Source organism: Streptomyces sp. NPDC051940 (assembly GCF_040680895.1).
Classification (GTDB): Bacteria; Actinomycetota; Actinomycetes; order Streptomycetales; family Streptomycetaceae; genus Streptomyces.
Genome location: NZ_JBFAXR010000134.1, coordinates 1 through 22318 on the forward strand (window position 1 = coordinate 1; position 22318 = coordinate 22318).

General features: G+C 69.0%; 21 protein-coding genes and 1 pseudogene. 4 read left to right on the forward strand and 18 right to left on the reverse strand.

Annotated elements, in window-relative coordinates; all coding sequences use genetic code 11:
• Positions 1-784: 784 nt before the first annotated feature.
• Positions 785-2239, reverse strand: a complete 1455-nt coding sequence (dacB, locus tag AB0M28_RS33710) for a D-alanyl-D-alanine carboxypeptidase/D-alanyl-D-alanine-endopeptidase (RefSeq protein WP_365413414.1) — start codon at positions 2237-2239, stop codon at positions 785-787.
• An 88-nt stretch (positions 2240-2327) separates the two neighbouring features.
• Between dacB and AB0M28_RS33715 the strand changes: the two genes are divergently transcribed.
• Positions 2328-2819: an inorganic diphosphatase gene (locus AB0M28_RS33715; RefSeq protein WP_365413416.1), complete on the forward strand. Its 492-nt coding sequence runs from the start codon at positions 2328-2330 to the stop codon at positions 2817-2819.
• 116 nt (positions 2820-2935) lie between these two features.
• Here the strand turns inward: AB0M28_RS33715 and AB0M28_RS33720 are convergent, their stop codons facing one another.
• The 12 genes from AB0M28_RS33720 to AB0M28_RS33775 all read right to left on the reverse strand — a co-directional run bounded on the left by AB0M28_RS33720 (position 2936) and on the right by AB0M28_RS33775 (position 14437).
• Positions 2936-4192 carry a tyrosine-type recombinase/integrase gene (locus tag AB0M28_RS33720; RefSeq protein ID WP_365413417.1) on the reverse strand — a complete coding sequence of 419 codons (1257 nt, stop codon included), beginning with the start codon at positions 4190-4192 and terminating at the stop codon, positions 2936-2938.
• Between the two features lie 117 nt (positions 4193-4309).
• Positions 4310-4504 (reverse strand): helix-turn-helix domain-containing protein, encoded by a 195-nt coding sequence (locus tag AB0M28_RS33725; RefSeq protein WP_365413451.1) that lies wholly within the window; start codon positions 4502-4504, stop codon positions 4310-4312.
• 635 nt (positions 4505-5139) lie between these two features.
• Positions 5140-6615 carry an ATP-binding protein gene (locus tag AB0M28_RS33730; protein ID WP_365413453.1) on the reverse strand — a complete coding sequence of 492 codons (1476 nt, stop codon included), beginning with the start codon at positions 6613-6615 and terminating at the stop codon, positions 5140-5142.
• Positions 6616-6617: 2 nt separating this feature from the next.
• Complete coding sequence (locus AB0M28_RS33735) at positions 6618-7445, reverse strand: bifunctional DNA primase/polymerase (protein WP_365413419.1); 828 nt, start codon at positions 7443-7445, stop codon at positions 6618-6620.
• The gene (locus tag AB0M28_RS33740) at positions 7442-8170 is read right to left on the reverse strand and encodes a DNA methylase (protein ID WP_365413421.1); all 729 of its coding nucleotides are present in this window, start codon (positions 8168-8170) and stop codon (positions 7442-7444) included. Before AB0M28_RS33740 ends, AB0M28_RS33735 begins: the two co-directional genes overlap by 4 nt.
• 85 nt (positions 8171-8255) lie before the next feature.
• Positions 8256-8723 (reverse strand): hypothetical protein, encoded by a 468-nt coding sequence (locus tag AB0M28_RS33745; RefSeq protein ID WP_365413423.1) that lies wholly within the window; start codon positions 8721-8723, stop codon positions 8256-8258.
• Positions 8724-8726: 3 nt separating this feature from the next.
• Complete coding sequence (locus AB0M28_RS33750; protein ID WP_365413425.1) at positions 8727-9356, reverse strand: hypothetical protein; 630 nt, start codon at positions 9354-9356, stop codon at positions 8727-8729.
• Positions 9353-9646 carry a hypothetical protein gene (locus AB0M28_RS33755; protein WP_365413427.1) on the reverse strand — a complete coding sequence of 98 codons (294 nt, stop codon included), beginning with the start codon at positions 9644-9646 and terminating at the stop codon, positions 9353-9355. The genes AB0M28_RS33750 and AB0M28_RS33755 overlap by 4 nt, the downstream gene beginning before the upstream one ends.
• A gap of 140 nt (positions 9647-9786) precedes the next feature.
• On the reverse strand, positions 9787-12102 hold the full coding sequence (locus AB0M28_RS33760; RefSeq protein ID WP_365413429.1) for a cell division protein FtsK: 2316 nt from the start codon (positions 12100-12102) through the stop codon (positions 9787-9789).
• 705 nt (positions 12103-12807) lie between these two features.
• Positions 12808-13188, reverse strand: coding sequence for an RRQRL motif-containing zinc-binding protein (locus tag AB0M28_RS33765; RefSeq protein ID WP_365413431.1), 381 nt, complete (start codon positions 13186-13188; stop codon positions 12808-12810).
• On the reverse strand, positions 13188-14120 hold the full coding sequence (locus tag AB0M28_RS33770) for a DUF2637 domain-containing protein (RefSeq protein WP_365413433.1): 933 nt from the start codon (positions 14118-14120) through the stop codon (positions 13188-13190). Before AB0M28_RS33770 ends, AB0M28_RS33765 begins: the two co-directional genes overlap by 1 nt.
• A complete protein-coding gene (locus tag AB0M28_RS33775) occupies positions 14117-14437 on the reverse strand; it encodes a hypothetical protein (RefSeq protein ID WP_365413435.1) in 321 nt (106 codons plus the stop codon). The genes AB0M28_RS33770 and AB0M28_RS33775 overlap by 4 nt, the downstream gene beginning before the upstream one ends.
• Positions 14438-14888: 451 nt before the next feature.
• Between AB0M28_RS33775 and AB0M28_RS33780 the strand changes: the two genes are divergently transcribed.
• Both AB0M28_RS33780 and AB0M28_RS33785 read left to right on the forward strand, forming a co-directional pair.
• On the forward strand, positions 14889-15671 hold the full coding sequence (locus tag AB0M28_RS33780; RefSeq protein ID WP_365413437.1) for a GntR family transcriptional regulator: 783 nt from the start codon (positions 14889-14891) through the stop codon (positions 15669-15671).
• Complete coding sequence (locus AB0M28_RS33785; RefSeq protein ID WP_365413439.1) at positions 15668-16168, forward strand: GNAT family N-acetyltransferase; 501 nt, start codon at positions 15668-15670, stop codon at positions 16166-16168. The genes AB0M28_RS33780 and AB0M28_RS33785 overlap by 4 nt, the downstream gene beginning before the upstream one ends.
• 26 nt (positions 16169-16194) lie before the next feature.
• On the opposite strand, the gene AB0M28_RS33790 is transcribed toward AB0M28_RS33785, so the two are convergent.
• The 4 genes from AB0M28_RS33790 to AB0M28_RS33805 form a co-directional block, all read right to left on the reverse strand.
• The gene (locus AB0M28_RS33790; RefSeq protein ID WP_365413441.1) at positions 16195-17559 is read right to left on the reverse strand and encodes a DUF4231 domain-containing protein; all 1365 of its coding nucleotides are present in this window, start codon (positions 17557-17559) and stop codon (positions 16195-16197) included.
• A gap of 302 nt (positions 17560-17861) precedes the next feature.
• Entirely contained in the window at positions 17862-18323 is a 462-nt protein-coding gene (locus AB0M28_RS33795) for a hypothetical protein (protein WP_365413443.1), read from the reverse strand.
• On the reverse strand, positions 18320-18859 hold the full coding sequence (locus AB0M28_RS33800; protein WP_365413445.1) for a hypothetical protein: 540 nt from the start codon (positions 18857-18859) through the stop codon (positions 18320-18322). The genes AB0M28_RS33795 and AB0M28_RS33800 overlap by 4 nt, the downstream gene beginning before the upstream one ends.
• Entirely contained in the window at positions 18856-19347 is a 492-nt protein-coding gene (locus tag AB0M28_RS33805) for a hypothetical protein (protein ID WP_365413447.1), read from the reverse strand. The genes AB0M28_RS33800 and AB0M28_RS33805 overlap by 4 nt, the downstream gene beginning before the upstream one ends.
• A gap of 515 nt (positions 19348-19862) precedes the next feature.
• Here AB0M28_RS33805 and AB0M28_RS33810 point away from each other — a divergent pair.
• A pseudogene (locus AB0M28_RS33810) lies at positions 19863-19997 on the forward strand (inorganic pyrophosphatase); the annotation flags it as partial.
• Positions 19998-20096: 99 nt separating this feature from the next.
• Here AB0M28_RS33810 and AB0M28_RS33815 read toward each other — a convergent pair.
• Positions 20097-21758 carry a threonine/serine exporter family protein gene (locus AB0M28_RS33815; protein WP_365413449.1) on the reverse strand — a complete coding sequence of 554 codons (1662 nt, stop codon included), beginning with the start codon at positions 21756-21758 and terminating at the stop codon, positions 20097-20099.
• Positions 21759-22318 lie beyond the last annotated feature (560 nt).

The window sequence follows — 22318 nt, forward strand, 5'->3', positions numbered from 1 at the left end:
GGGCGTGCCTGGCGGCGCCCCGGCCGCGCGCAGCGTTACGCCGCTTCCGCCACAGCCGTGCCCGGCGGCGCCGGTGCCGCCTCGGTCGCGCGGCGGTGCGATCGCCGCCATCCCTGCGCGCGGCGTTGCTCGGCTGCCGTCCTGACCGCCCACGGCTGTGCCCCCTCGGCGGGGAGTCGCGGTGGTTGCGCTCCGCGCCGAAGGCTGCGGATCCGCTGCGCCCGCCCGTGCCGCCCCTCGGGCGGCCCGACCGCCCGCAGCATTGCGCCACTTCCGCCACAGCCGTGCCCGGCGGCGCACCGGCCGCGCGCAGCGTTACGCCGCTTCCGCCACAGCCGTGCCCGGCGGCGGCCCGACCGCCCGCAGCGTTGCGCCGCTTCCGTCACGGCCGCGCCCGGCTGGGCGCAGGGTTACGCCGCTTCCACCACGGCCGTGCCCGGCGGCGCCCCGGCCGCGCGCAGCGTTACGCCGCTTCCGCCACAGCCGTGCCCGGCGGCGCACCGGCCGCGCGCAGCGTTACGCCGCTTCCGCCACAGCCGTGCCCGGCGGCGGCCCGACCGCCCGCAGCGTTGCGCCGCTTCCGTCACGGCCGCGCCCGGCTGGGCGCAGGGTTACGCCGCTTCCACCACGGCCGTGCCCGGCGGCGCACCGGCCCCGCGCAGCGTTGCGCCGTTTCCGACGCGGCCGTGCCCGGCGGCGCACCGGCCGGGCGCAGCGTTGCGTCGTTTCCGCCACCGCCGTAGGCGGCGGTGCCGGTGGCGCTGCCGCCGCCTCCCGGAGGGGGTTAGCGGCAGCCGCAGCGGGTGAGGGTTGAGGCCAGGGTGTCCAGGGTGTGTTGGGCTGTGTCGCGGTTGGGGGTGCCGTTCGTGAGGAAGGCGAAGGCCAGGAGGCGGCCGTCCGCGTCGACCACCGTGCCCGCCAGCGAGTTCACGCCCGTCAGCGTGCCCGTCTTGGCGCGGACCACGCCCGCGCCCGCCGCGTCGCCGTAGCGGTCGTCGAGCGTGCCGCTGAAGCCCGCCACCGGCAGGCCCGTGAGGACCGGGCGCAGGCCCGGGTGCGCGGGGTGGCCCGCGAGGACCAGGAGGCGGGCGAAGAACTCCGCCGAGGCGTGGTCCCGGCGGTCCAGGCCGCTGCCGTCCGCGAAGCGCGCGCCCTTCACCGGCAGGCCCAGCCGGGCGAGTTCGGCCGTGACCGCCCGCGACGCGCCGGAGAAGCTCGCCGCGCCGCCCGCGGCGATCGCCGTCTGCCGGGCCAGGGCCTCGGCGAGGTCGTTGTCCGAATTCGTGAGCGCCCGTTCCACGAGGGCGCCGAGCGGCGCCGAGTGCACGGCCGCCAGCTGCCCGGCCTTCGCGGGGGCCTCGGCGGGGGCGGGCGCCCCCGTCAGCTTCACGCCGTGGTCCGCGAGCCGGGTCGCGAAGAGGCGCGCCGCCTCACCGGCCGGGTCGCCGGAGCGCGGCGCCGGTCCGTGGCTGCTGCCGTCGAGGCGGCCCTCGTTCACCATCAGGGCGGTGACCGGAGCGACGTTGTCGTTCACCCCTATGGGGTGGCGGACCGGACCGGAGTACGCAGACGTGTCGTACCGCAGTGCGAAAGCGCCACCCCGCGGCAGCGCGCGGGCCGTGGCCTTCGCGAGGCGGTCCAGGGCGCGCGGGGTGAGGGTGGGGTCGCCGCCGCCGACCAGGTAGAGCGTGGTGCCCTTCAGCCGGGTCACCGTCGGGATGCGGTGGTCGGGGCCCAGCGCGGACAGCGCGGCCGTCGCCGACGCCAGCTTCGTCACCGACGCGGGGATCGCGGCGGCCCCGGCGCGCGAGCCGTACAGCTCCGTACCGGAGGCCACGTCCCAGACCGCCGCCGAGCGCAGCGAACCCAGCGCCGGGTCCTTCAGCAGCGGCCCCAGCGCCGCCGCCAGGCCCGCCGCCGACGGCAGGGGCGCCCGCTGCGGCCGTACACCGTCCACGGCCTGGGCGGGCGTGGCGCCCTCGGGCCCGAGGCCCGCCAGCACCGCCGGGGCGTACGGGGCGGCCTGCTCCTCCGGCCTCCCGGCCGCCTTGCGGCCGTGATACGCGTCACCCGTACGGCCCTGGGCGGCGGCCCGCTCGCGCTCAGCCGTACGCTGGCCGTCGTCCCAGGGACCCGCCAACACGGCTGTGACAGCCGCGATGACGAGGCCGGACACGGCGGACAGCGCGGTCAGCCGCAGCGTGCCCGGGGGCCAACCCGCCCTTGGTCTACCGAGCACCCCGGACCAGCCCCTTTCGCCACCACCCGTCCCCGTGGGGGACACTGATTCGTATCCGAAGTATGTGCTGATCTTGGAGGAGCCACCCGTGGAGTTCGACGTCACCATCGAGATCCCGAAGGGTTCGCGGAACAAGTACGAGGTGGATCACGAGTCCGGCCGGATCCGCCTGGACCGTCGACTCTTCACGTCTACCAGCTACCCCGCAGACTACGGCTTCGTCGAGGACACGCTCGGCGAGGACGGCGATCCGCTGGACGCGCTGGTCCTTCTGGACGAGCCCACGTTCCCCGGCTGCCTCATCAAGTGCCGCGCGATCGGCATGTTCCGGATGACCGACGAGGCCGGCGGCGACGACAAGCTGCTGTGCGTGCCGGCGTCGGACCCGCGGATGGAGCACCTGCGCGACATCCACCACGTGCCGGAGTTCGACCGGCTGGAGATCCAGCACTTCTTCGAGGTCTACAAGGACCTGGAGCCCGGCAAGTCCGTCGAGGGCGCCAACTGGGTGGGGCGCGTCGAGGCGGAGCTCGAGGTGCAGGCTTCGTACAAGCGGCTTGAGGCGCAGGGCGGCCACTGAGCCTGACCTGCGGGTTTCCTCTGCCATGAGGTGACATGCAGAGACAACGGGCCCGCCACTGCTCCCCGATCGGGGGGCGGTGGCGGGCCCGCTGTCGTGTAGCGCGCGCAAAGCGGTCAGGCTGCTTGGGCCGTCTCTGGGCCGTCTGAGCCGTACAGGACACGGTCCACGGCCTTGCGGACGCGGCCTTCACTGCTGGGCATCAAGTGCGCGTACACGCGCAGCGTGAGTGCCGGATCATGGTGCCCGAGGTATTGGCTCAGCGCCTTGATGTTCTCCCCCGCGTCCAGCAGGACCGACGCGTACATGTGGCGGAGCGCGTGCATCCCGTGCTCCCGGGCGGCGGCGTACCGACCGTCCTTGGCCTCGTTCGGGATGACCCCGGCTTCGGCAAGCGCCCTCTTCCAGACGTCCTTGTTGAAGACGTTCCGGTGAATGACGAGCGCCCTGCCCTCCCGGAGGAACACCAGCCGCCGGGTCACGGGCGGCCCGTCCGGGGCCTGCCACGGCAGGGTGACGAGCTGCGGCGGGAACCTCCGCATGTGCTCGGTCAGCCGGTCGGCAACCGCAGGGGCCAGGGGCACGTCGCGCTCCTTTCCGCCCTTCGGGTGGCCGAACATCAGGTGCCGCCCCACCTGCTTGACTTGGCACGTCACGTGCAGCCATCCGTTCTCGGCGTCGATGCTGTCGACCGCCAGGCCGAACACCTCGCCCTGCCGCAGGCCGCAGCCGCCGGCCACGTCCACCATGGCCCGGTACCACTCGGGAAGCGCCGCGCGCACGGCGCGAGCTGTCTCAGGCAGCCACGGCCGCACTCGGGTACTCACCGCTCTCGGGGACCGCACGCTTCGGGCCCGGCACGGGTTCACCTTCAGATAGCCGTCGTCCACGGCCGCGCTGAGCACTGCGGATGTGGTCCGGAAGATGGCCGCCCGGTACGACGCCGCGGCCACGTTCTGTTCCAGCTCGGAAAGCCACGCCCGGATGTGCTCCGGGCGGAACGAGGCGAGCGGCCTTGCCCCCAGGTAGGGAACCGCGTGCCGACGCACGCAGGTGGCCGCCGACGAACGCGTAGTCACCTCCCCGCCCTGCGAGGCAAGCCACTGTTCTGCGTACTGCCCGAACGTCGTCCGGCTCGCCTCCGGGGAGACGTACGAGCCGTCGGCCATGTCAGCCTCGATCTTGTTGAGCCACTTCTCTGCCAGCCGTTTCTGTCCGTCGGCGAAGCTCTTGGACTTCTCGGTACCGTCCGGCCCGATGAAACGGGCGCGGTAGCGGTTGCCCTTCCCGTACCGGTCGGTCTTGGTCTTATGGGGCTTGCCGTCATCGCCCGTGACGGTCTTGTACCAGCGGTCCTGAACGTGCCCAGCCATGTGGTCCGAAGCCTTTCGCGCAGGGTGGCAGGGCGGAGGTGTTGAGGGCACCCCGCCCTGGAGTTCGGTTGATGTCCGTGCGCGGGGGGTGGGGCGATGCCCCACCCCCCGCCTCGTTCAGGCCGCTTCGCTGAGGTCGCGCCCCTGTTGCTCGCGCGCCCATTCCCGCACCTTGACGGGGTCGTAGCGGAGGTGCTTGCCCACGCGGAACCCGGGCGGGCCGATGCGCCGTTTGCGCCAGTAGTAGACGGTCTCCACGGGGACCACGAAGGTCTCGGCGATGTCGTCGGGGGTGAGGTAGCGGTCCGGCAGCCCGGCTCGGAGCGTCTCGACAGGGGTCGCTCGCGCGGCGCGGGTGGGGCCAGGCGCTGAGGTGAGATTGGCTGTCTCCACGGGACTCTCCATCGACTGATGCGGCGGGGCGGTCATGACCTCAGGGACTGTCGAGGTCTGGTGGGTGGTGGGTCGGGGGGTTCTCATCGCGGCTTGTCTCCTTGTGCGGAGTGATCCGGCCCTGAGCGGGCCGCGCCTGTCCGAGGTTGGGATTTCTGCGTCATCGCGTCACCTGCGTCACCTGCGGCTTCTGACCTGGTGTTTTGGGTGACGCAGAGGGTTTGGGGCTCCGTCATCGGTGACGCAGCGGCTCTGTCACCGATGACGCAGGTGACGCAGGATGACGCAGCGATTGGCCGTCTGCGTCACCGCTTAAGCAGCAGGTCAAGGCCGGTTTCCGGCCCTGTGGTGACGCAGGTGACGCAGGGTCTCTTCTCTTAGGACAAAAGAGGGAGACATCCCTTTGGGGTGCGCGCTCTCAAGCGCGAAAAGCGAAGAAGGAGCCGCTTCGCGGCGCGACCCTTGGGCGGCGGCAAGCCGCCGAAGGGCAAGAAGAGCACATCCGGCGCGGCGTGCTCTTCTTGCCCGTGAAGGACGGCCCCTGTCGCCGCGGGTCAGAACACCTGCTCCTGCTCCGTGCCGGGCGGGGCCGGCGGGCGGCTCATCTCGATGTAGCGGGTCACTTTGGTGCGACCCCAGTCGATGAAGACGCCCCGGGCTGCAAGCGTCGGCTGCAGACGCTTGAGCCGGTCGGAGAGCACCTTGCCGGTGGTCGGCCACCCCTTCGGCAGGGGACGGCAGTCCTCCCCGACGTAGAGGCGCGTCAGGCAGTGAAGCCACTCGGCAGAGGTCATCCGCTGCTCGCTGCCCGCCTCCATTCCGCCGGCGTGCTGAAGCACGGTCTGCGCAAGCAGGTCACCTTCAATGACGTCGTCGTTGAGGTCGTCCAGGCTCCGCCGATACGCGCTGAGCGCCCCGAGGCCGGTGGCTTGGTCGAGCTGCGCGCACAGGTGCGCGAAGTCGGCCATGCGCAGGTCGGTGGGGATCTCGGCATCGGCCGCGCGGACCTTGACCGTGAGGTCGAGCAGGGAGCCGAGGACGACGGGCAGGATCTCTTCGTACTCCGCCCACAGCTCCGCCTCGGTCCGCCGGACCTTGGGCCGCTCCAAGCGCAGCGGCAGGAGCCGCTCCGCGAGGTCGGGCCGGATCACGCCGACGTCGATGCCGGTCAGGAGCATGGGGCGCCGGTAGCGGGCGCGGACCACGTCCCCGTCGGTGTACAGGGCGCGTTTGACGTTCTCGGCACCGGTGACGATGCAGCACATCGCGTCGGACAGATCCGGCGTCAGGTGGGAGAGGTTGTCCAGCGCGGTGACCCATCCGGCCGCCACCGCGGCCGTCAGGTTCTCCTCGTCCTTCGGGGCGCGGCGCAGGTCGCCGCTCATGCCCTCGATGATCCGCACCAGCATGCGCCCGCCGGTGGACTTGCCCGCGCCCTGCGGCCCGGTGAGGAACGGTGCGGGGACGGGCACGGACGGCCCGAGGCAGCCGATGAGCCAGGCGATGGCCAGGCACTCGGTTTCGGCATTGGCGAAGTTGCACAGCCGTAGCAGCAGGTCGATGCCCTTGCCGTCGGTGTCCTTCTCCGGCAGGGGCAGTTCCCCGGTGAGCTGCGTACGCCGCCAGCACACCTCCACCGGATCCGGGGTGAGGACGTCCCATCCGGTCGCATGGATACGGACCGACAGTCCGTCGTTGCGGCCCAGGTCGAGCCAGGTCGCACCGTCGAAGCCGGGGGCGACCCGGATGTGGACGGGTTGCACGTCCTCGGTCAGCGCGAGGGCTTCGATCAAGTCCAACGCCTCCTTGAGCGCCGTGCCGTTGAACACGCCCATGCCGTCACGGAACAGGCCGACCATGAGTTCTTGCCGGTGGCTCCCGGTGGTGCCTTGGGAGCGGATCGGCCGGGCGACGGGATGGCCGTTGTGCTGCGCGTACACGGTCCCGTCGGCGGTGCGGAAGTACCGGAAGTGGGCCTGCGCGTAGTCGGCGATGACCTCGCGGGCCGGCGTCTTGTCGTCCTCGGTCATGGTCACAGTCCCAACCTGGTGCGGGCGTTGGCCCACGCCTCGGTGCAGTGCCGGGGCGATTCACCCTTGGCCTGCGCCGCGGTGAACAGACGCGCGATGTGGTCTACGGTCAGGCAACCGCACCGGCCATGCGTGGAGAGCACCGCCAGGAAGGTGCGGTAGACCGTCGCGTGCACGCCACCGGCAGCTTCGGCGATGCGCCCCTCAGCCATGGCGATGCCACGCTCCAGGAACGCCGGCGTGCGGTGGCGGCACTGCCCGCCCCTGCTCGGTGCGGCTACAGTCACGGGCTTTGGCGCGGGTGCGGTGGATGCGGCCAGGGCGCGCACGTCCTCCGGCAGCGCCGTGAGGGTGCCGGCGCCGGGCCCGAGCCAGCGGGCATAGGCCATCGTGGACTTGATGTCCACGCCGGGCCGTACCGCGTTGGCCGACCGCATCAACCCCCGGTAGAGCCAGTGCTCCCCGCGCGTGGTCGGAACGGTCTGCGTCGCCGGCAGGCTCTCGCGAGCCCACATCACCGCGTCGGCGTCGTCCAGGTCGACGACCGTCAGTCCCGCCCCGCCAGGGTGATAGGCGACCGCACCAGCCCGCGCCCAGGCCGGCCCCCAGACAGCCGAGGCGATGACGTCCGGATCGGACGTGGCGGCGGCCCATGCATGGCACGGCGCCGGGCAGTGACACGGCCCAGCGGTCCTCATGTTCGGCCGGCCGCCGCACGCGTTTCCGGCGCACCGGTAGCAGTTGCCGAACGGCACCTTCCCCGCACGCAGGGGCAGCACGGGCATGCCCGAAGCGGCGAGGTCCAACGCGGTGCGCTGATGCTCATTCATGCCGCCACCCCCAGGGCCCGGGAGGCGAGGAAGGCGCGGCCGATGTGCTCGCTGTAGGCGGGCGGGATGGCCTCGGTCAGCTCCTCGCGCACGTCGGTCCAGTCGATGCCGAGGGCGGCCTGCAGCTCCGCTACGGACGGCTTGCCCCCGCCGTTGCCGTAGGCGGCCACGTACGGGCCGTCATAGAACCGCCCGTGCCGCCAACCCCGCACCCGGCCGCGGTGCGGGCGGTGCGCCGGTCGCGGGGCGGTCCAGCCGCCCAGCTCGAAGTTGCGGTGTCGGATCACGGAGAGTCCGAACATCTCCCCGCACAGGGTGAGGTCTTTGCGGATCTCGGCGCGGCCGTTGGGCTGCTCGATGACGTACGGCAGACCGGACGCATCGAGCAGGCTGCGGGTGGGTGCCACGAGGTCTTCGTGGGTGCCGCCCCAGCCCTGGGAGCGGTTGGTGCCCACGGTCAACGCGCACTGGTCCTGACACGGCGGGGAGGCATGCACCGCGGCGTACCGGCGGATCTCCCCTGAGGAGATCAGGTCGGCCAGAACGGTCAGCGCGTCACCGCGGTGATAGGGGAACGGGTAGTTGGGGCGCGGGGCGATGTCGACGCCGATGACGTCGAATCCCGCCCGGTGATACCCCATGGCCGCGCCGCCGGCGCAGGGGTACAGGTCCAACAGCCGCGGCTGGTGGCCACGCGCTCTCCGGATGTCCGTTAGGTAGGTCATGCTGGAGTTCTCCTGTTCTTAGCTGGAGCAGGTAGAGCCGGGGCGGTCGCGGTCTTTGGCGAGAGAGCGACCGCCCCGGGCGCAGCTACTGGTTCTTGGCCCACCGGGCGTACTGCTGGCGGACGTAGGCGCGCGGGTCGCAGATCACGATGGGCCCGTTGTCCAGGCCCATTAGCCGCCGGGCGGCCTCCAGCGCGATGTCGGGGGCGTCACCACGGAAGCCGTCGTGCTCATCGGCCAGCGCGATCCGGTCCAGGACAGCGGCCTTGCGCAGAAAGAACTCCCGGTCCAGGCAGGTGCCGAGCGGCTTGTCGGCAGCGGTACCACCAATCCAGCCGATTTCGCGCAGGATGCTCGGGGCACTGGCGTATGCCTCATCCGGCGTGGGCCAGGCGTTCGTGTCCGTGGTGTGGTCGGCCGTGGCGTACAGCCGTACGCGCTGGCCGTCCCGGGTGGCGGTGCTGCGTATGTAGCCGAGAGTGAAGGCGCCGGACAGGGCCTGGGTGATGCGCTCGGTCTCGGACTTGTCGCAGATGATGCGGATGTCGAACATGGGTCAGTTCTCCTTGCTCATGCCGGCCGCGGGCAGCTGCGGCAGCCCGCGGCGGGTAAGTTCCTCCGGCCGGAAGCCGGGCAGCGCCGCGCGGGCGACCACGGCCTGTGCGAGGGCTTCGGCGTACGCGGCGGACGCGTGCACCGCTTCGAGCTGGAGCCGTGTGGTTTCGATCTGCGTTCCGGCGCGGATGGCTTCCACGCGCTCGGTGTGCGCGTGTTCCTCACGCCGGACCGTGGTCGTGCGATCGAAGTCCAGCTGCTCACGCTTGACTTGGCGCCAGTGGCGCGCGGCCACGACGTACGCGAGGACGGTCGCGATTGCCCAGAGCAGCAGGGGCAGCGCGAGGCCATCGGTGTACGCGGCGACCCCGGCGAGAGCGAGTGAGCCGGAAGCGGTGAAGGCGACCGCGGCCATGGCGGAGTCGCCGTGCTCGCCGTTGGTGGCGCACACACCCGCCGCGCCCGCACCCAGCGAGAGAGCGGTCATCAGAGCCGCGCTGCCCACGGAGTGTTCCGCGCCCTGGCCGTTCCAGATCCGGGCGAGGGTGAGCACGGTCGTGGTGGCGATCGCGGGCACGGCCTTGGGAACGGCAGCAGTGAGCCAGTGCGGGGCGGTCGATGCGGCGTTCACCGTGCACCTCCCTGCCGGGCAGTGCGCGACTGGCGGTCGTACTGAGTGCCCGCGCGGTGCGTGCTGCGGGCGAGGTTGTACCAGTGCCGGCCGCGCCGGATGCGGAGCCCGCGGCCCTTGCAGCGGCGGCAGGTCTTGCCCCGGCGGGGGCGTCCGCGGCGGTTGTGGGTGAGGTGGAAGCCGAGTCCGTCGCAGGCGCCGCAGGCGCCGAACGGGCTGAGCCAGCACAGCATGACGTAACTCAATGTGATGGCGAGTAAGGTCGTGGTAGCGAGGGCGGGCAGGGTCATGGAAGGCCTCCTGGGCCGGATTTCGGGGTTTCGCCAGGTCAGCTGCTATCCGCTAGTGCGCTGATCAGGGGCGGTTTTGGTTGCTAGCAGGGTTGCTACCGGTAGCAGCAGCTGCCGCTACCGGTAGCACCGTGTGAGCGCTACGAGTCGTCTCGCTTCTGGTTGCGCTCCGTAATCGCGGCGGTGATGTCGTCCCGCTTGATGCCGCGCTTGTTGCTCTGCTCGCCGTTGACACGGCGGCTGATCTGCACGGTGGTGATCCCGAACGGCTTGAGCGCGTTGGACAGCGCCTCGGCCTTGGCCTTGGCCTCCAGCGCGACCCACGCGCCGTAGACGTCGGGCCGCAGGACGGCAAGGCGGTCCACGATGGTCTCCGACCACACCTTGGCCTCGCCCTTGCCGAGCACGGCGGCCGCGTCGTCCAGGATCGTGGCGGAGGTCTCCGGGGCCGGAGCCTCGCCCGCGGCGTCGCCGGTCAGCGTGCCCTCGGCCTCGCGCAGCGCCGCGGCGCGGGTCAGGATGCGCTCCGCGTCGCGGCCGTCGGCCAGGTAGGTGCGCACGATGCCGGCGTCGTCGGACATGCCCTTGAGCAGCCCCACGCCCTTGTGGGACTTCAGCAGCTTGGACGCGTCCAGCCCCTCCGAGTACGACCCGGCCCCGAGTACGACGTCCGAGACCTGCCAGGAGCCGACCCGCAGCGAGAAGCGGGCCTGGTGCTGGTCGCGCAGCTCCGACGGGCACGCCTTGTCGTCCGGCTTCTGCGTGGACGTCAGCACGCTGACGCCGACCGCCGGGGCGACCCGGGCGAGGTAGACCAGCAGGGCCAGGATCTCCTTGCCGTGCTCGGGGTGCTGCAGGTACTCCTGCACCTCGTCGATGACGAAGAGGACCAGGGGCATGTTCAGCTTCTTGTCCCGGCTGATCTCCGGGGTCAGCTTGCCCTCCGGGCAGATGTGCAGCGGCAGTTCCGACAGTCGGTGGTAGCGGTCCTCGACATCGGCGCGCAGCTCGCGCAGTGAGGTCAGCAGGTGCACCACCGGGTCGAACCCGTTCTTCGGCACGATTCCGAACGCGATCCGGTGCGCGACCTTGGAGAACTTCCGCCAGTCCGGCGACGCCTTGCCGTCGAAGAGGTACAGCCGCACGTACGGGTCTAGCGCCGCGGCCAGCGCGATGGTCCGCGCGGAGAACGTCTTGCCCTGCCGCGGAACCGCACCGACCAGCAGCGACAGCCACAGCATCGTGGCCATCACCGGGTTGCCGCGCTCGTCCACGCCCCACGGGAACGGCTTCCAGAAGTCCACCCGGGTCGCCCCGAGCAGCGGCGACTTGCCGGCCGGGACCGCCAGCGGATCGCGGTCGGCGATCCAGTACGACACCCGGCGCACGCTGGTCTCGTCCTTGTCCAGGAACAGCTGAGTAGGCGCGATGTCCATGCCGGACGCGAGCCGGGCATGTGCATTCAGTGCGTCCTCGAAGTGCTTGCCGTAGGGCAGGTCCACCACCACGCGCCAGCCGTCCCCCTCGCGCCCGATCGGCCGCGGGAAGGCGATCGTCTGGTCCTTGCTGGTCAGCTTCGCGGCCTCGTGCGCGCGGATGATGATGTCGGAGGACAGCCGCCGCTTGCGGAATGTCACCTTGGCCATGTCGATGAGCGGCCTGTCGGCGGGCGCCCCGACCGCCCCGAGGGTCGTGGTCAGCGTGGCTACGGCGAGCAGCAGCAGCCACGACGGCGCCATGACGTACAGGGTGAGCGCCGCGGCCAGGCCGACGACCCCGGCTATCGCAGCGATGATGCCGCGCAGCCGGACCCGGTCGTTGCGCTGCCTCGACAGCCTCAGGTACTCGCCCGCATCTTCGTCACGGACCGCGGCCAGCCGCAGCCCCTTGCCCTCGGCGTCGAACACCCAGCGGCCGACCGCGGCCGACCAGCGCCACGCCCCGCGGGGCGCGTACCAGAGCACCTTCGGGGTGTAGACGCACGGCAACCGCACCGCGTGGTAGCCGACCACGGTCGAGTAGTGCCGCACCGCCCACTTGCGCACGGCTCGACGCTGGTCGGGCAGCTTCACCCAGTCGGGCAGCACGGGCAGTCGGGCCTTGTCCTTGGCCTCCATCCACTCGGCCACCGACGGCGGGTAGACCTCGCGGGGCGGGTCAACCGGCGCCCCCTCGGTCGTACCGTCGTCCTCGCCCGGGTCGTCGGGCAGCTCCACCACCCACTCGCCGGGTCGGGCCTCGCCCGGCTTCAGCGAGTCGGCCGACCCGCGCGGCGACCCGGTACCCGACCGGTCGGCGACGGGTCGGGGGATGGGGTCGGCCGACTCGGTCGGCATCGAGTCGGGTCGGGTGTCGTGGGTGAATCGGGTACGGATCTCGTCGGACTCGCCGTTGGCGTACGCCTCCATGTCGGCGACGATCCGACGGAACGCCTCGTCGTCCTTGTCGTGGTTCACTCCTGATGTCCTTCTCTACTGGGAGGGATGGCAGGGGCCCGGTCACTGCTTTGGCCAGCTGGGCGACCGGGCCCCGAGTCGGGTGGTGCGCGTTGCGTGCCCCGGGCCGGATTCGATCCGGCGCCCTCGCGGCTGCGATGCCGGGGCTGTTGGGGTGCGAGCTTGGAGAGGAGAAACCCAGAGGCACGGTCGCCTTTGGGTGGATACGCTGCGCTTGGTCATTCGTCGTCTAGCGGCCAAGGACTCCGTGCGCGGGCCTCGTGCCCGACGCGGAACCCCGGTTCGAATCCGGGCGGTGACCACCCCTCGGCGGGGCGCCTGGGCCTCGGTACAGTCCAGCCGTGGACCTCACGTGATACCGCGGACGGTGGGCGACGATCGACTCCGGCTCCGGCTCCGGCTCCGGCTCCGGCTCCGATACAGCCAGCCAGCTGACGATCACGCTTGGCTACGAGGCGTAGAAGCGGTTCTTGAGCTGTCACATGTGAAGCACCTGAGCCTGGGCGGCGGTGACGGCGGCATCGATTGGATTGACGACATTGCCGTGGTCGAACTGCCGAGGTGGGGGCGTTGGCCAGCTGAGGCTCACCACCTCCTCCCTTGCCACGTCAACGAGACGGCCTTGGTGTGGCTCCGTCTGACCGGGCCGGAAGAGCTTGAGGTCCTAGCCCAGACCCTTACCGTGCGAACGGACACCAGCACCGATCAGACGGCCGGCCCCTCCGGATAGGCGCACGGGATGCAGATTCCGAGCGAGCGCGGAATGCAGTACCCGGCGTCCGTCCCGCAAGCGGGACAGGTGCGCCTCGCCAGCATGGCCAGCGCGAGCGCGCCCCACTTGCGGGAGGTCATCGGCCGGACGGGCTTGGCCCGGTCGATGCGGTACAGGTAAGCCACGCGCGGACCGCCCTGGCGACGGTTGACGACCATGACCTGAGCGGCGATCTCCTGGCCTCCCGGCCGCAGCCCGCGCGCTCGGAGCTGCCGTCGGGTGGCCAGCCCCTCCGGGGCCATGCGCCACGGGTACGTGGGTACGCCGTAGCGCAGGCCCTGCGGGTCGTAGCACTTGCTCCATGCGGCCGGCATCAGGGCGTACCGCTCACGAGCGCCAGCTGTCCACCGGAGCGCTCCGCGCGCAGCGTGTCCCGCAGCGTGCGGGCGTTGGCCTGCGAGCAGCCCACCGCCTTGCGCAGCGCATCGGCCGTCAGCCGCTCCACTGGCCAACCGGCGGTCAGGGCGCGGGCCTCCGTCATCAGGTCTGCCGTCGTGCGTGCGGGCTTCCGGGAGGGCTTCCCCGTCGGCTTGCGTACAGGCTTGGGTGCCTGTCCGGCCACCGGATGGGGAGGCTCGACCGCAGGTGAGTTAGCGGGCGCCAGCTCGCCCAGCTTCAGCAGCACGCGCTCCCGGCGCGGGGTGCGCCTGCGCCAGTTACGTCCGTGCTTCTCGCGCAGGTCCGCACGCGCAAGCAGCCGGGTGCGCTCCAGCGCGAGGGCATCGGCGTAGGAGGTGACCTCCCACAGCGTCATCCGGCGCCACAGCGCGAAGGTGGAGGGGAAGGCGAGCAGCCACCGGGAGAAGCGGATCTTCTCCATGCGTCGCCCGGTCGCGGCCCCGATCCGTACCGCGTAGATGTGCGCGGCGATCTCGGAGAAGACCACCCACAGCAGCGGCATGGTGCCGTGCGCCAGCTTCGCGGACAGCGAGTGCCCAGCCGCGACGTTCAGCCAGCACGTGATGGCGGTGAGCACCCAGGGCACGAACCGCACCCAGGCCAACGCCATGTCCATCCGGATCAGCAGCAGATTGGCCACGGTGAACACCGGGATGGCGATGTCGATGCCGACCGGCAGCATCCACGGCGCGCCGAAGCCCCATCGCGTTGCCGCCTCCGAGACCGCGTCGAACGAGGTCGCCAGGCCCAGCGCACCGACCCCGGCCGCGGCTAACGCGGCCAGGCCGGCAAGGCCCAGCTCGGGGCGGGTCAGCGGAGGCACCGCGGGGGAAGTCGTGGCGCTCATGCCGCTTCACCCCCGCCGGACACCCGGGCCGTCCGGTTGCGACGGCAGAAGGGGATGGCGCGGGTCAGCGCCAGGGCGTACGCCGCGTCCTCCGCGGCCACCTCGTCGCCCTGCGCGGCCTGCGCCGCCAGGTCCGCGAGGATGGCCCGGCCGGCATCCAGCCGCGCCGCGCGGTCCGCGGGCGACTCCGCAGACAGCGGTCCGCGGAACAGGTCGATGTCGATGCCCTCGGGCAGGTCTTCCTCACTCATGCCGAGCGCGATCTCGGCAAGCTCGGAGGCGTTTACGACCTCCTGTGAGCCGATGAACGAACGCATGGGATCTCCTGAAGTCAGCTGGAGCAGGGAGAGCCCGGTGCAGCTGCGGTCTTTGGCGAGAGAACAGCCACACCGGGCGTGGAACAGCTCCACCGCACCTGGCGGCAGAGGAGCACCCCGGCCGGGAGTCGAACCCGGCCTACGACCATCGGGGCGGATGTACAGGTGTCTCCTTCAGGTCTCGCGGCGCCCGTGTCAGGTAGCGCCACAGTGACCCGTGTCAGGCAGAGACGTGACCTTTCGGTCTGTGCCCTCCGGGATGACAAGGACCCGGGTCCCTCGGCCCGCTCTGTCCCGGGCCCCTTGACCTTCCGCAGACACGGAAGATCCGCTGTAGCCATTGTCCGTACAATGGCTACAGTCAGGATGTTGGCAGGGTCACAAGACGGGAGTCAAGCCCTTTGGCTGGATTGCCTAGACAATGGAGTTGGACCAGCGCTTACATGGGGGTATGCCAGTGACACGACTGGGGCGAGGCCCGAAGTATCAGCAGATCGCGGACGCGCTGCGGCAGAACATCGACGACGGCGCCTACGAGCCGGACGGCAAGCTCCCCACAGAGAAGGAGCTGGAAGCGGAGTACGAGGCATCACGCGAGACGGTCCGCAAGGCCCTCGCGATGCTCGTGAACGAGGGCCTGGTCATCTCCGCCCGGCCGCAGGGGCACTTCGTGCGCCGTCGCGAGCCGATGGTGTTCCGGCCGCAGTCGGAGTTCCGGCCGCGTCCGTACACGCCTGAGATGGACGCCTTCATGACGCAGTACGCGGCGGAAGGCCGCGAGCCGATCCAGCGCATCGAGGTGGGGATCGTGGAGCCCCCGCCGGAGGTCGCCAAGCGGCTGAAGCTCGAACCGGGACAACTCGCCGCAGTCCGCAAGCGCGTCCGCTACCTCGACGGCGAGCCGTTCAACACGAACGACAGCTACTACCCGCTCGACCTCGTACGCGACTCGGTGATCATGCGCCCGGACGACATCACACCCGGCGCGAACGAGGTCCTGGCAGACCTCGGCTACCGCCAGGTCCGCGCACTGGACGAGATCTACGTCCGCATGCCCAAGCCGAGCGAAACCGAGCGCCTCAAGCTGGCCCCGGGCACGCCCGTCGCGAGCTACATCACCACGGGCTTCACGGAGGAAGGCCAGCCGGTACGCGTGGTCCTCAGCGTGCTCCCCGGGGACCGCCACGTCATCTCGTACGAACGCCGCCGGGATCTGCCGGCAGAGAACGCATGACTGATCTGCGCATCCGGCCGGCACGCGCGGACGAACTGGACGTCGTTGAGGGCCTGCTCATTGAGGCCTCCGGGTGGCTCGCCTCCCGCGGCATCGATCAATGGCAGTTCCCGCCGCACAGGGACCGCATCACCCGTGCTCTCAGCAGGGGAGAAGTCTTCCTTGCCTTCCTCGACAACGAGTTGGCCGGAACGCTCCAACTGGACGAGTACGCCGACCCAGAGTTCTGGGAACCGGAGGACGAGCCGGAGAAGGCTCTCTACATCCACCGCATGGCCGTGAGCCGTTCCGCGGCAGGTCAAGGCGTCGGAGCCAAGATGCTGGACTGGGCGGCGCAACGTGCCGCCCAGTCAGGTAGACCGCTGCTCCGACTCGATGCCTGGAAGACGAATTCCGAGCTGCAACGGTATTACGCTGAACAGGGGTTCGGCCTCGTGCGTGTAGTGGATCTGCCTCACCGGGGATCGGGTGCACTATTCCAGCGTAGGGTCTTTTGATGTTCTCCGACCCAATGGACTTCGGGTCAGATGACCTCTTGTTGTCCCTGGTGTGGCTGCTCTAGTTGTTGCTCGCGCTTTCGTTGCTCTACCCGAAGCGTCTCAACATTTTCGGCAAGGCGTTCTAGGTTTGTCGTCTCGTCTGCCTGATTGTAAGGAGCAATGGCTAGATCATATGCTGTCACGTGTTGCTCAATTGCGTCGGCGGTCTGCTGTAGGTTGAACGCGCGCTCACGGTATTTGAAGTAGCCAGTCACGGCCGTGGTGAATGACACGAATGCGCCCAAACTGATTAGGATTGCTTTACCGGGTTGCGGCGGATCGTAGAGAGCCGCGGTTACCGACATCGCGACGGACGAAAGGAACAGACTCCATTGAAAGAAGTTGTGCACCCGTCGATATCGCCGTGTTTCGCGCCGAAGCCGTTCAATCTCCAGTGGGATCGTTTCCCGGTAGGAGTGTTGCCGGTCCCGCGCCGAGCGGGATGCTGTAGAGGCTTCAAGGACACGCCGTTCTTCCAATAAGTCAAGCTCCAGTTTCAGCGCCGCTATCGACTTCGGGGCTTCACCCTCAGGCTGCTCAGTGTCCATGCGTCGCCCGACAGCGAACACGACCAAGAGCAATACAATAACGACGCCGCCGGCCACGTTGTACGAGAGCATGTCGAACCGGCGCCAGGCGATTGCGTTGCCTGCCGCGCCGCCGATGGCGAGCAGGAAGGCGCCAAGCACGGAACTTACTACTAACGACCGCGCGAGGCGCAAGAGACGTATCCGGCTGACGAGAGAAGCGGCCGAACGTCGGTAATCGACCAGGTAATTCACGTATGCGTTGGTGGAATCACCTTCACTCAGCTCTCGGATTGCTTCATCAAGCCCGCTCTCGCGCCCCTCCTCCACACCGCTCTCATGCCCTCTGTCGTATGAATCCCGCAACGCATCAATCAGGGACTCGATAGTCTCCCTAGAAATGGAATCGTTGTCGCCCCCAGGGGGCGTATCTCCGGGGCGCGTGTACGCCACATCGGGTTCATCCGGAAGGTCTATCAGACCCGTTAAGGAAGATTCGATCGTGGCTCCCCAGGTTAGAGAATCGGCGCTCGGTGCGAGGCCGGCAATAGAAACCTCGCTCCAAAAAGCCCCGGACTCGTCGGCTTCTTCCCAAACGGCAGCAAGGGACGAATTCTTATGGCTTGGGAATATGGACCATGAGTTCAGCCATTCCACTCCTGCAGACTTGGCGGCTCCGACAAATGTGTAGACATGCGTCCAGTCGAGGGTGACGGGGAAAGGGGATGCGGCGTCGCTAGCGTTCATTTTTCGGCCGTCGTACTCAATGCGTTCTAGGACGGAGTAGACCCATGGCTCGTAATCACGCTTGGAGTCCGGCATTGCGAAGATCCCCCTTCTTCTCGGCGCCGGGCAGGCGGCACTGAGGGCTCCGAAAGGTTACATGGAGCTGCCGACGTATGGCGCTCGGACGTCGCCCCTAATTGACTAGCGCTTCACGGCTGCTACCCGCTCTAGAACGCGCGACGCGCTCGCCAGAATTTCCGGCTTTGCACGGCGGATAAAGGCACCAATTAGGGTGTCAGGCCTCGTATCGACCGGCAATCTCGTTGACGCGATCAACGAGGTTCGTGGGGATTCCACCCTTCACAAGCCCGCTTGTCGGAGTTCATTGAGTGCCCGCATCAGAAAGAGCTTGCTTCCAAGGACACAGGGATGGTTGTAGGCGCCTCGGGCCGCATGAGTCCAAGCGTAAGACCGTATAGCCCGATGCGGGTTCCAAGGTCTTGCACATTTTGACGCAAGTAAGGGAATGCGTTCCTCAAAGCAATGCTCGCGCCAAATGCATCGAAGGTCTCCTCACTTGCGTCGCCTTCTGCGATGAATTTATATTGGGCGATAATCACCACCCTCACTTCCGCGACTACGGATTCGGCTCCATCGGACAATTTGCACGTGAGGTCGAACTTGTAATTCAACCTTTCCGGTTCTGACGCCCTTGCGGTTTCAAGTGTGACAATTGCCTGGCTGGGCTTCTCCCCGCTGTGCCTGACCGCATGGCATTCCAGAGGTTTAATGCTTACGATCTCAATCCGATCCGCAAGGTACTTAAGCTGCTCTCGCGTAACCTCGATTTCGGAGGTCATTCTGCACCCGCCGGTCGTAGTGGCTTGAACTGCTCAGGGGCGACAAACCTTGACCCTCTAGTCTCCTCGTCAATGAAATGTACTGTGCCCGAGAATTCAAAGTCGCGTCTAGACGAGATCTGTTGCACGTTGAGTTCCATGAGTACTCGGTCACTGCCCAACTCAAGCACCCCAACCGCGTGTGGCGCTTCGCACGAGTGAAGCTCCTGAGGTGTGGGGAAAGCGGGCCTCGCCTCGCGCCGCTCGACAGCTGCCCGCCGTGGCTCGCCTACTTCGACCAACATGACGGACAGCTCATAGCCCATGGCGTAGAGGTAGTCGGAAATGGTGTTAACCCGAAGATTTCCATCGCCTCGCAGGGTCTGACTAACGGCCGACTTCCGAATCCTGAGGCGACTGGCGAGTTCATTCTGCGAAATTCCAGAAGCTGCGATTCCCTTTTTGAGCGCGCGCAGTATTTCGTGTCGCAGTCGAGACGATGCGAGGCGCTTTGCCCCATCTGAGGTTGAGGCGAAGTGCTCGTAGATGCCGCTCATGACGCCAAATCCTCTCGTCGCACCCAAATTGCCTTGTCGATCTGCTCCCGGGGGGCTTGCTGCTGCTTCTTCAAGAAGCCATGTGTCAGTCTCAGAGCGTCGGTTGAACTGTCCGGGACGTCGAAGAATGGCAACCGCACGTCGCCAATCTTGAATTCCCTAATGCCGTCGCGAAGGTCATTTATTTCGCGAGGGTATTCCAGCGACCCTCCGCAGGAATAAAACTCAAGGCAGATCAGAACGTCGGCTAGCCGATTTCGATCGCTCGACTTCTTCGAGGTTGCTAACGCCGAAAGAAACTCTTCAGCGAGGTAGCGCTCCTCTGGTACTCGTGCAGCTTCGATCATGTGTGCGGGCCCCCGCTCGTAGTAGATGCGTCCGCAGTCGGGACAGCGGTTACGTGCAGGTTCACTCATGACTGTACCCCCCAGGCGGTGAACTACGCAAGGCGAGAAATAATCAAATGTCCCGTTTTCGAGCGATGTCATCCTTTCGAGGGGAAGATCAATTACGCCCATACGTGTCTAACGCAGGGCAGGACTCTATCCGTACATGGTCAGCGACTTCAGGCAGTTCGAATTGATCCACTGGGCTAGCGCGACAAGAAGTCCCATGCCAGGGCCTTTGGCGTTGGACAACGGGCCATGATCGTCAAATCTGTGAGCAAGGTGGGCCCCTCTCTCGATCGACTGTGCTGCGACAGCGGGGGCGGCATCGCTTGCCGTGTGCTGCGTTTGCTGGGGGAGGGGACGTCATCGCAGCCATGATCGGCGCTGTCCTCGACCACGGCTCCATCGGAGTACGAGGCCAGTGAGGGGGTGAGCTGTGGGTGCTGGATTCGGAAGCGCAGGTGAGACGCTCTTGAAAGCCGTTGCTTCGGCTGTACGCGGCGAAGACCGGGCCGTCTCTGGGCCGTCAAGGCACCGCCGCCGACCGCCACCAACCACCAACCACCGCCCTTCCGCCCTGCACCTCAACAGGCATGCCTAGCCGCCCCATGGGGCGACACCAATTCGAGGTCTACAAGGACCTGGAGCCCGGCAAGTCCGTCGAGGGCGCCAACTGGGTGGGGCGCGTCGAGGCGGAGCTTGAGGTGCAGGCGTCGTACAAGCGCCTGGAGGCGCAGGGCGGTCACTGATTTTCCGCTTTTCGGCCGGAGGGCCGGTGCGGGGTTCGCCCCGTGCCGGCCCTTCGTCGTTTACGGACGCGGACTCAGAGCCCTTCGTCGTTTGCGGACTCAGAACCCCCGTGTCCGCTTGGACGACTTGCGGTCCCGGGCCAGCGCCGTGCCCGGTCGGCTCAGGAAGAGGCGTGCCATCTCGCCGCCCAGGTTCACCCCGACCGCGATCGCCAGCGCCAGCGTGGCGGCGGTCAGGAGGTAGTGGATGCCGCCGTTGACGTCGCCCTGGGCGAGGCCCAGCAGGCCGAAGTACGTGGCGGAGCCCGGCAGGAGCGGGCCGATGGCCGCCGTGACGTACGGCAGGGCCGAGGCATAGCGGTAGCGGGAGAGGAGCTGGCCGAAGAGGCCGACCAGGCCCGCCGCGACACCCGTGGAGAAGACCGGCGAGACCTCCGCCTGGTCGTGCATCGCGCCGAAGATCAGCCAGGCGACACCGCCGTTGAGGGAGACGACCAGCAGCGTGGAGCGGTCCTGCTGCAGAAGGACCGCGAACGTCGCCGTCAGCGCCATCGCGGCCAGCAGCGAGACGACCGGCCGTTCGGGGCGGGCGACCGCCAGGTCCGGGTCGAACCCGGCGCCGAAGCGGACGCCGACGTACAGGACCATCAGGACGCCGACGATGATGCCCACGAAGAGGTACAGCACCTCCAGCAGACGGGCCGACGCGGTGATGTAGTAGCCGGTCAGGCCGTCCTGGACCGCGGCCACCAGCGCCCGCCCCGGGAGCAGGGCGAACAGGCCACCGGTGATCACCGCGGAGTAGCGCACGTCCACGTCCGCGAACTTCAGGGCCACGCCGATCGCCGCCGGCGGTACGGCGAAGAACACGAACTGGTAGAACTCCGGCAGTCCGCGGGCCGAGGCCAGCCAGGCCAGCCGGTCACCCGCCATCGCCCCGACGGCCGCCGCGAAGAAGACCAGCGGGCCACCGCCGACGAGCACCGCCGCCGCGCCCGCGAGCAGGCCGCTGGCCAGGGTGAGCGCCCATTTGGGGTACGGGTGGCGGTTGCGGCGGATCTCCGCGAGGCGGCGGTACGCCTCCTCCAGGGTGACGTGCACGTGCTCGTCGGTGATGTCGTCGACCAGCCGGAACACGGCCGCGAGCCGGTTGTAGTCCGTACCGCGGCGGCGCACCGTGCGGTTGACGGTCACCGGGTCGTCGACCAGTGAGGGCTGGTGGGTCACCGACAGCAGGGTGAACGTCACCGTCGTCTCGATCCGGTCCAGCCCGAACGCGTGGCCCACCGCGAGCATCGCCGCCTCGACGTCCTCCGCGCCCTCGCCGCCGGCCAGCAGCAGCTCGCCGATACGCAGGGTGAGGTCCAGGATCCGGGGTACGGGCAGCGGCGCCTCGCCCTCCGCCAGCGCGACGCGCTCCGGCGCGGGGCGTTCCGTCAGCGGGGTCCGGAGCATCACGCGCATCCGGTCCTGCCACGGCTGCGGGAGCGGGGCCGCGAGCGGGCCGGGGTACGGCGGTGGGGCGCCGGGCGGGGTGGTGCCCGCCGGCTGGGTGAACGCGGAGGCCTCCGGCTCCGGCTGCGCGGGCTCGGCCACGCCGTCGGGGATCGCGAACTCCGAGGTCGGGTGCTCGTCCTCGGCGGGCGGGGGGAGGGGTACGCCCAGCGGTGGGGTGAACGCGCTGTGCGCCTCGTCGGAGAGCGGCTTGCCCTCCTCCTCGGCTGCGCCGCCTCCGGCCTGGCGGCCGGGGTCCCCTGCCACGCGCGTTCACCCCTCTACGACATGTCGGACCTCGCGTTTCCTCGCTTGAGCATAGGTGGCGGTTCTGCGGCTCGCCTCTCCCCCTCCCGGGGGTTTGCGTCGGCGCCTGCGGCGCGGTTCGGCGCTGCGCGCCTCAGTCCTCAGACGCCGGACGGGCTGTCGTGGTGGTGCGGTCACGCTGCATCGTGCGGTTCGCGCTTTGCGCCTGCGGCGCGGTTCGGCGCTGCGCGCCTCAGTCCTCAAACGCCGGACGGGCTGTCGTGGTGGTGCGGTCACGCTGCACGTGCGGTTCGCGCTTTGCGCCTGCGGCGCGGTTCGGCGCTGCGCGCCTCAGTCCTCAAACGCCGGACGGGCTGAGGGGTGCGGTTGCGTCGGCTGACGCGCTTCGGGCTTCGCCCTCAGTCCTCAAACGCCGGACGGGCTGGGGGTTGCCTTGCGTCCGCTGACGCGCATCCGGCCTTCGGCCGGAGTCCTCAAACGCCGGACCGGCTCTGGGTTTGTGTGGGGGCGGGTTCGGGCGGGGACCCCCCTGGCCACGGCGACCTGGGCCCGTGGAACTC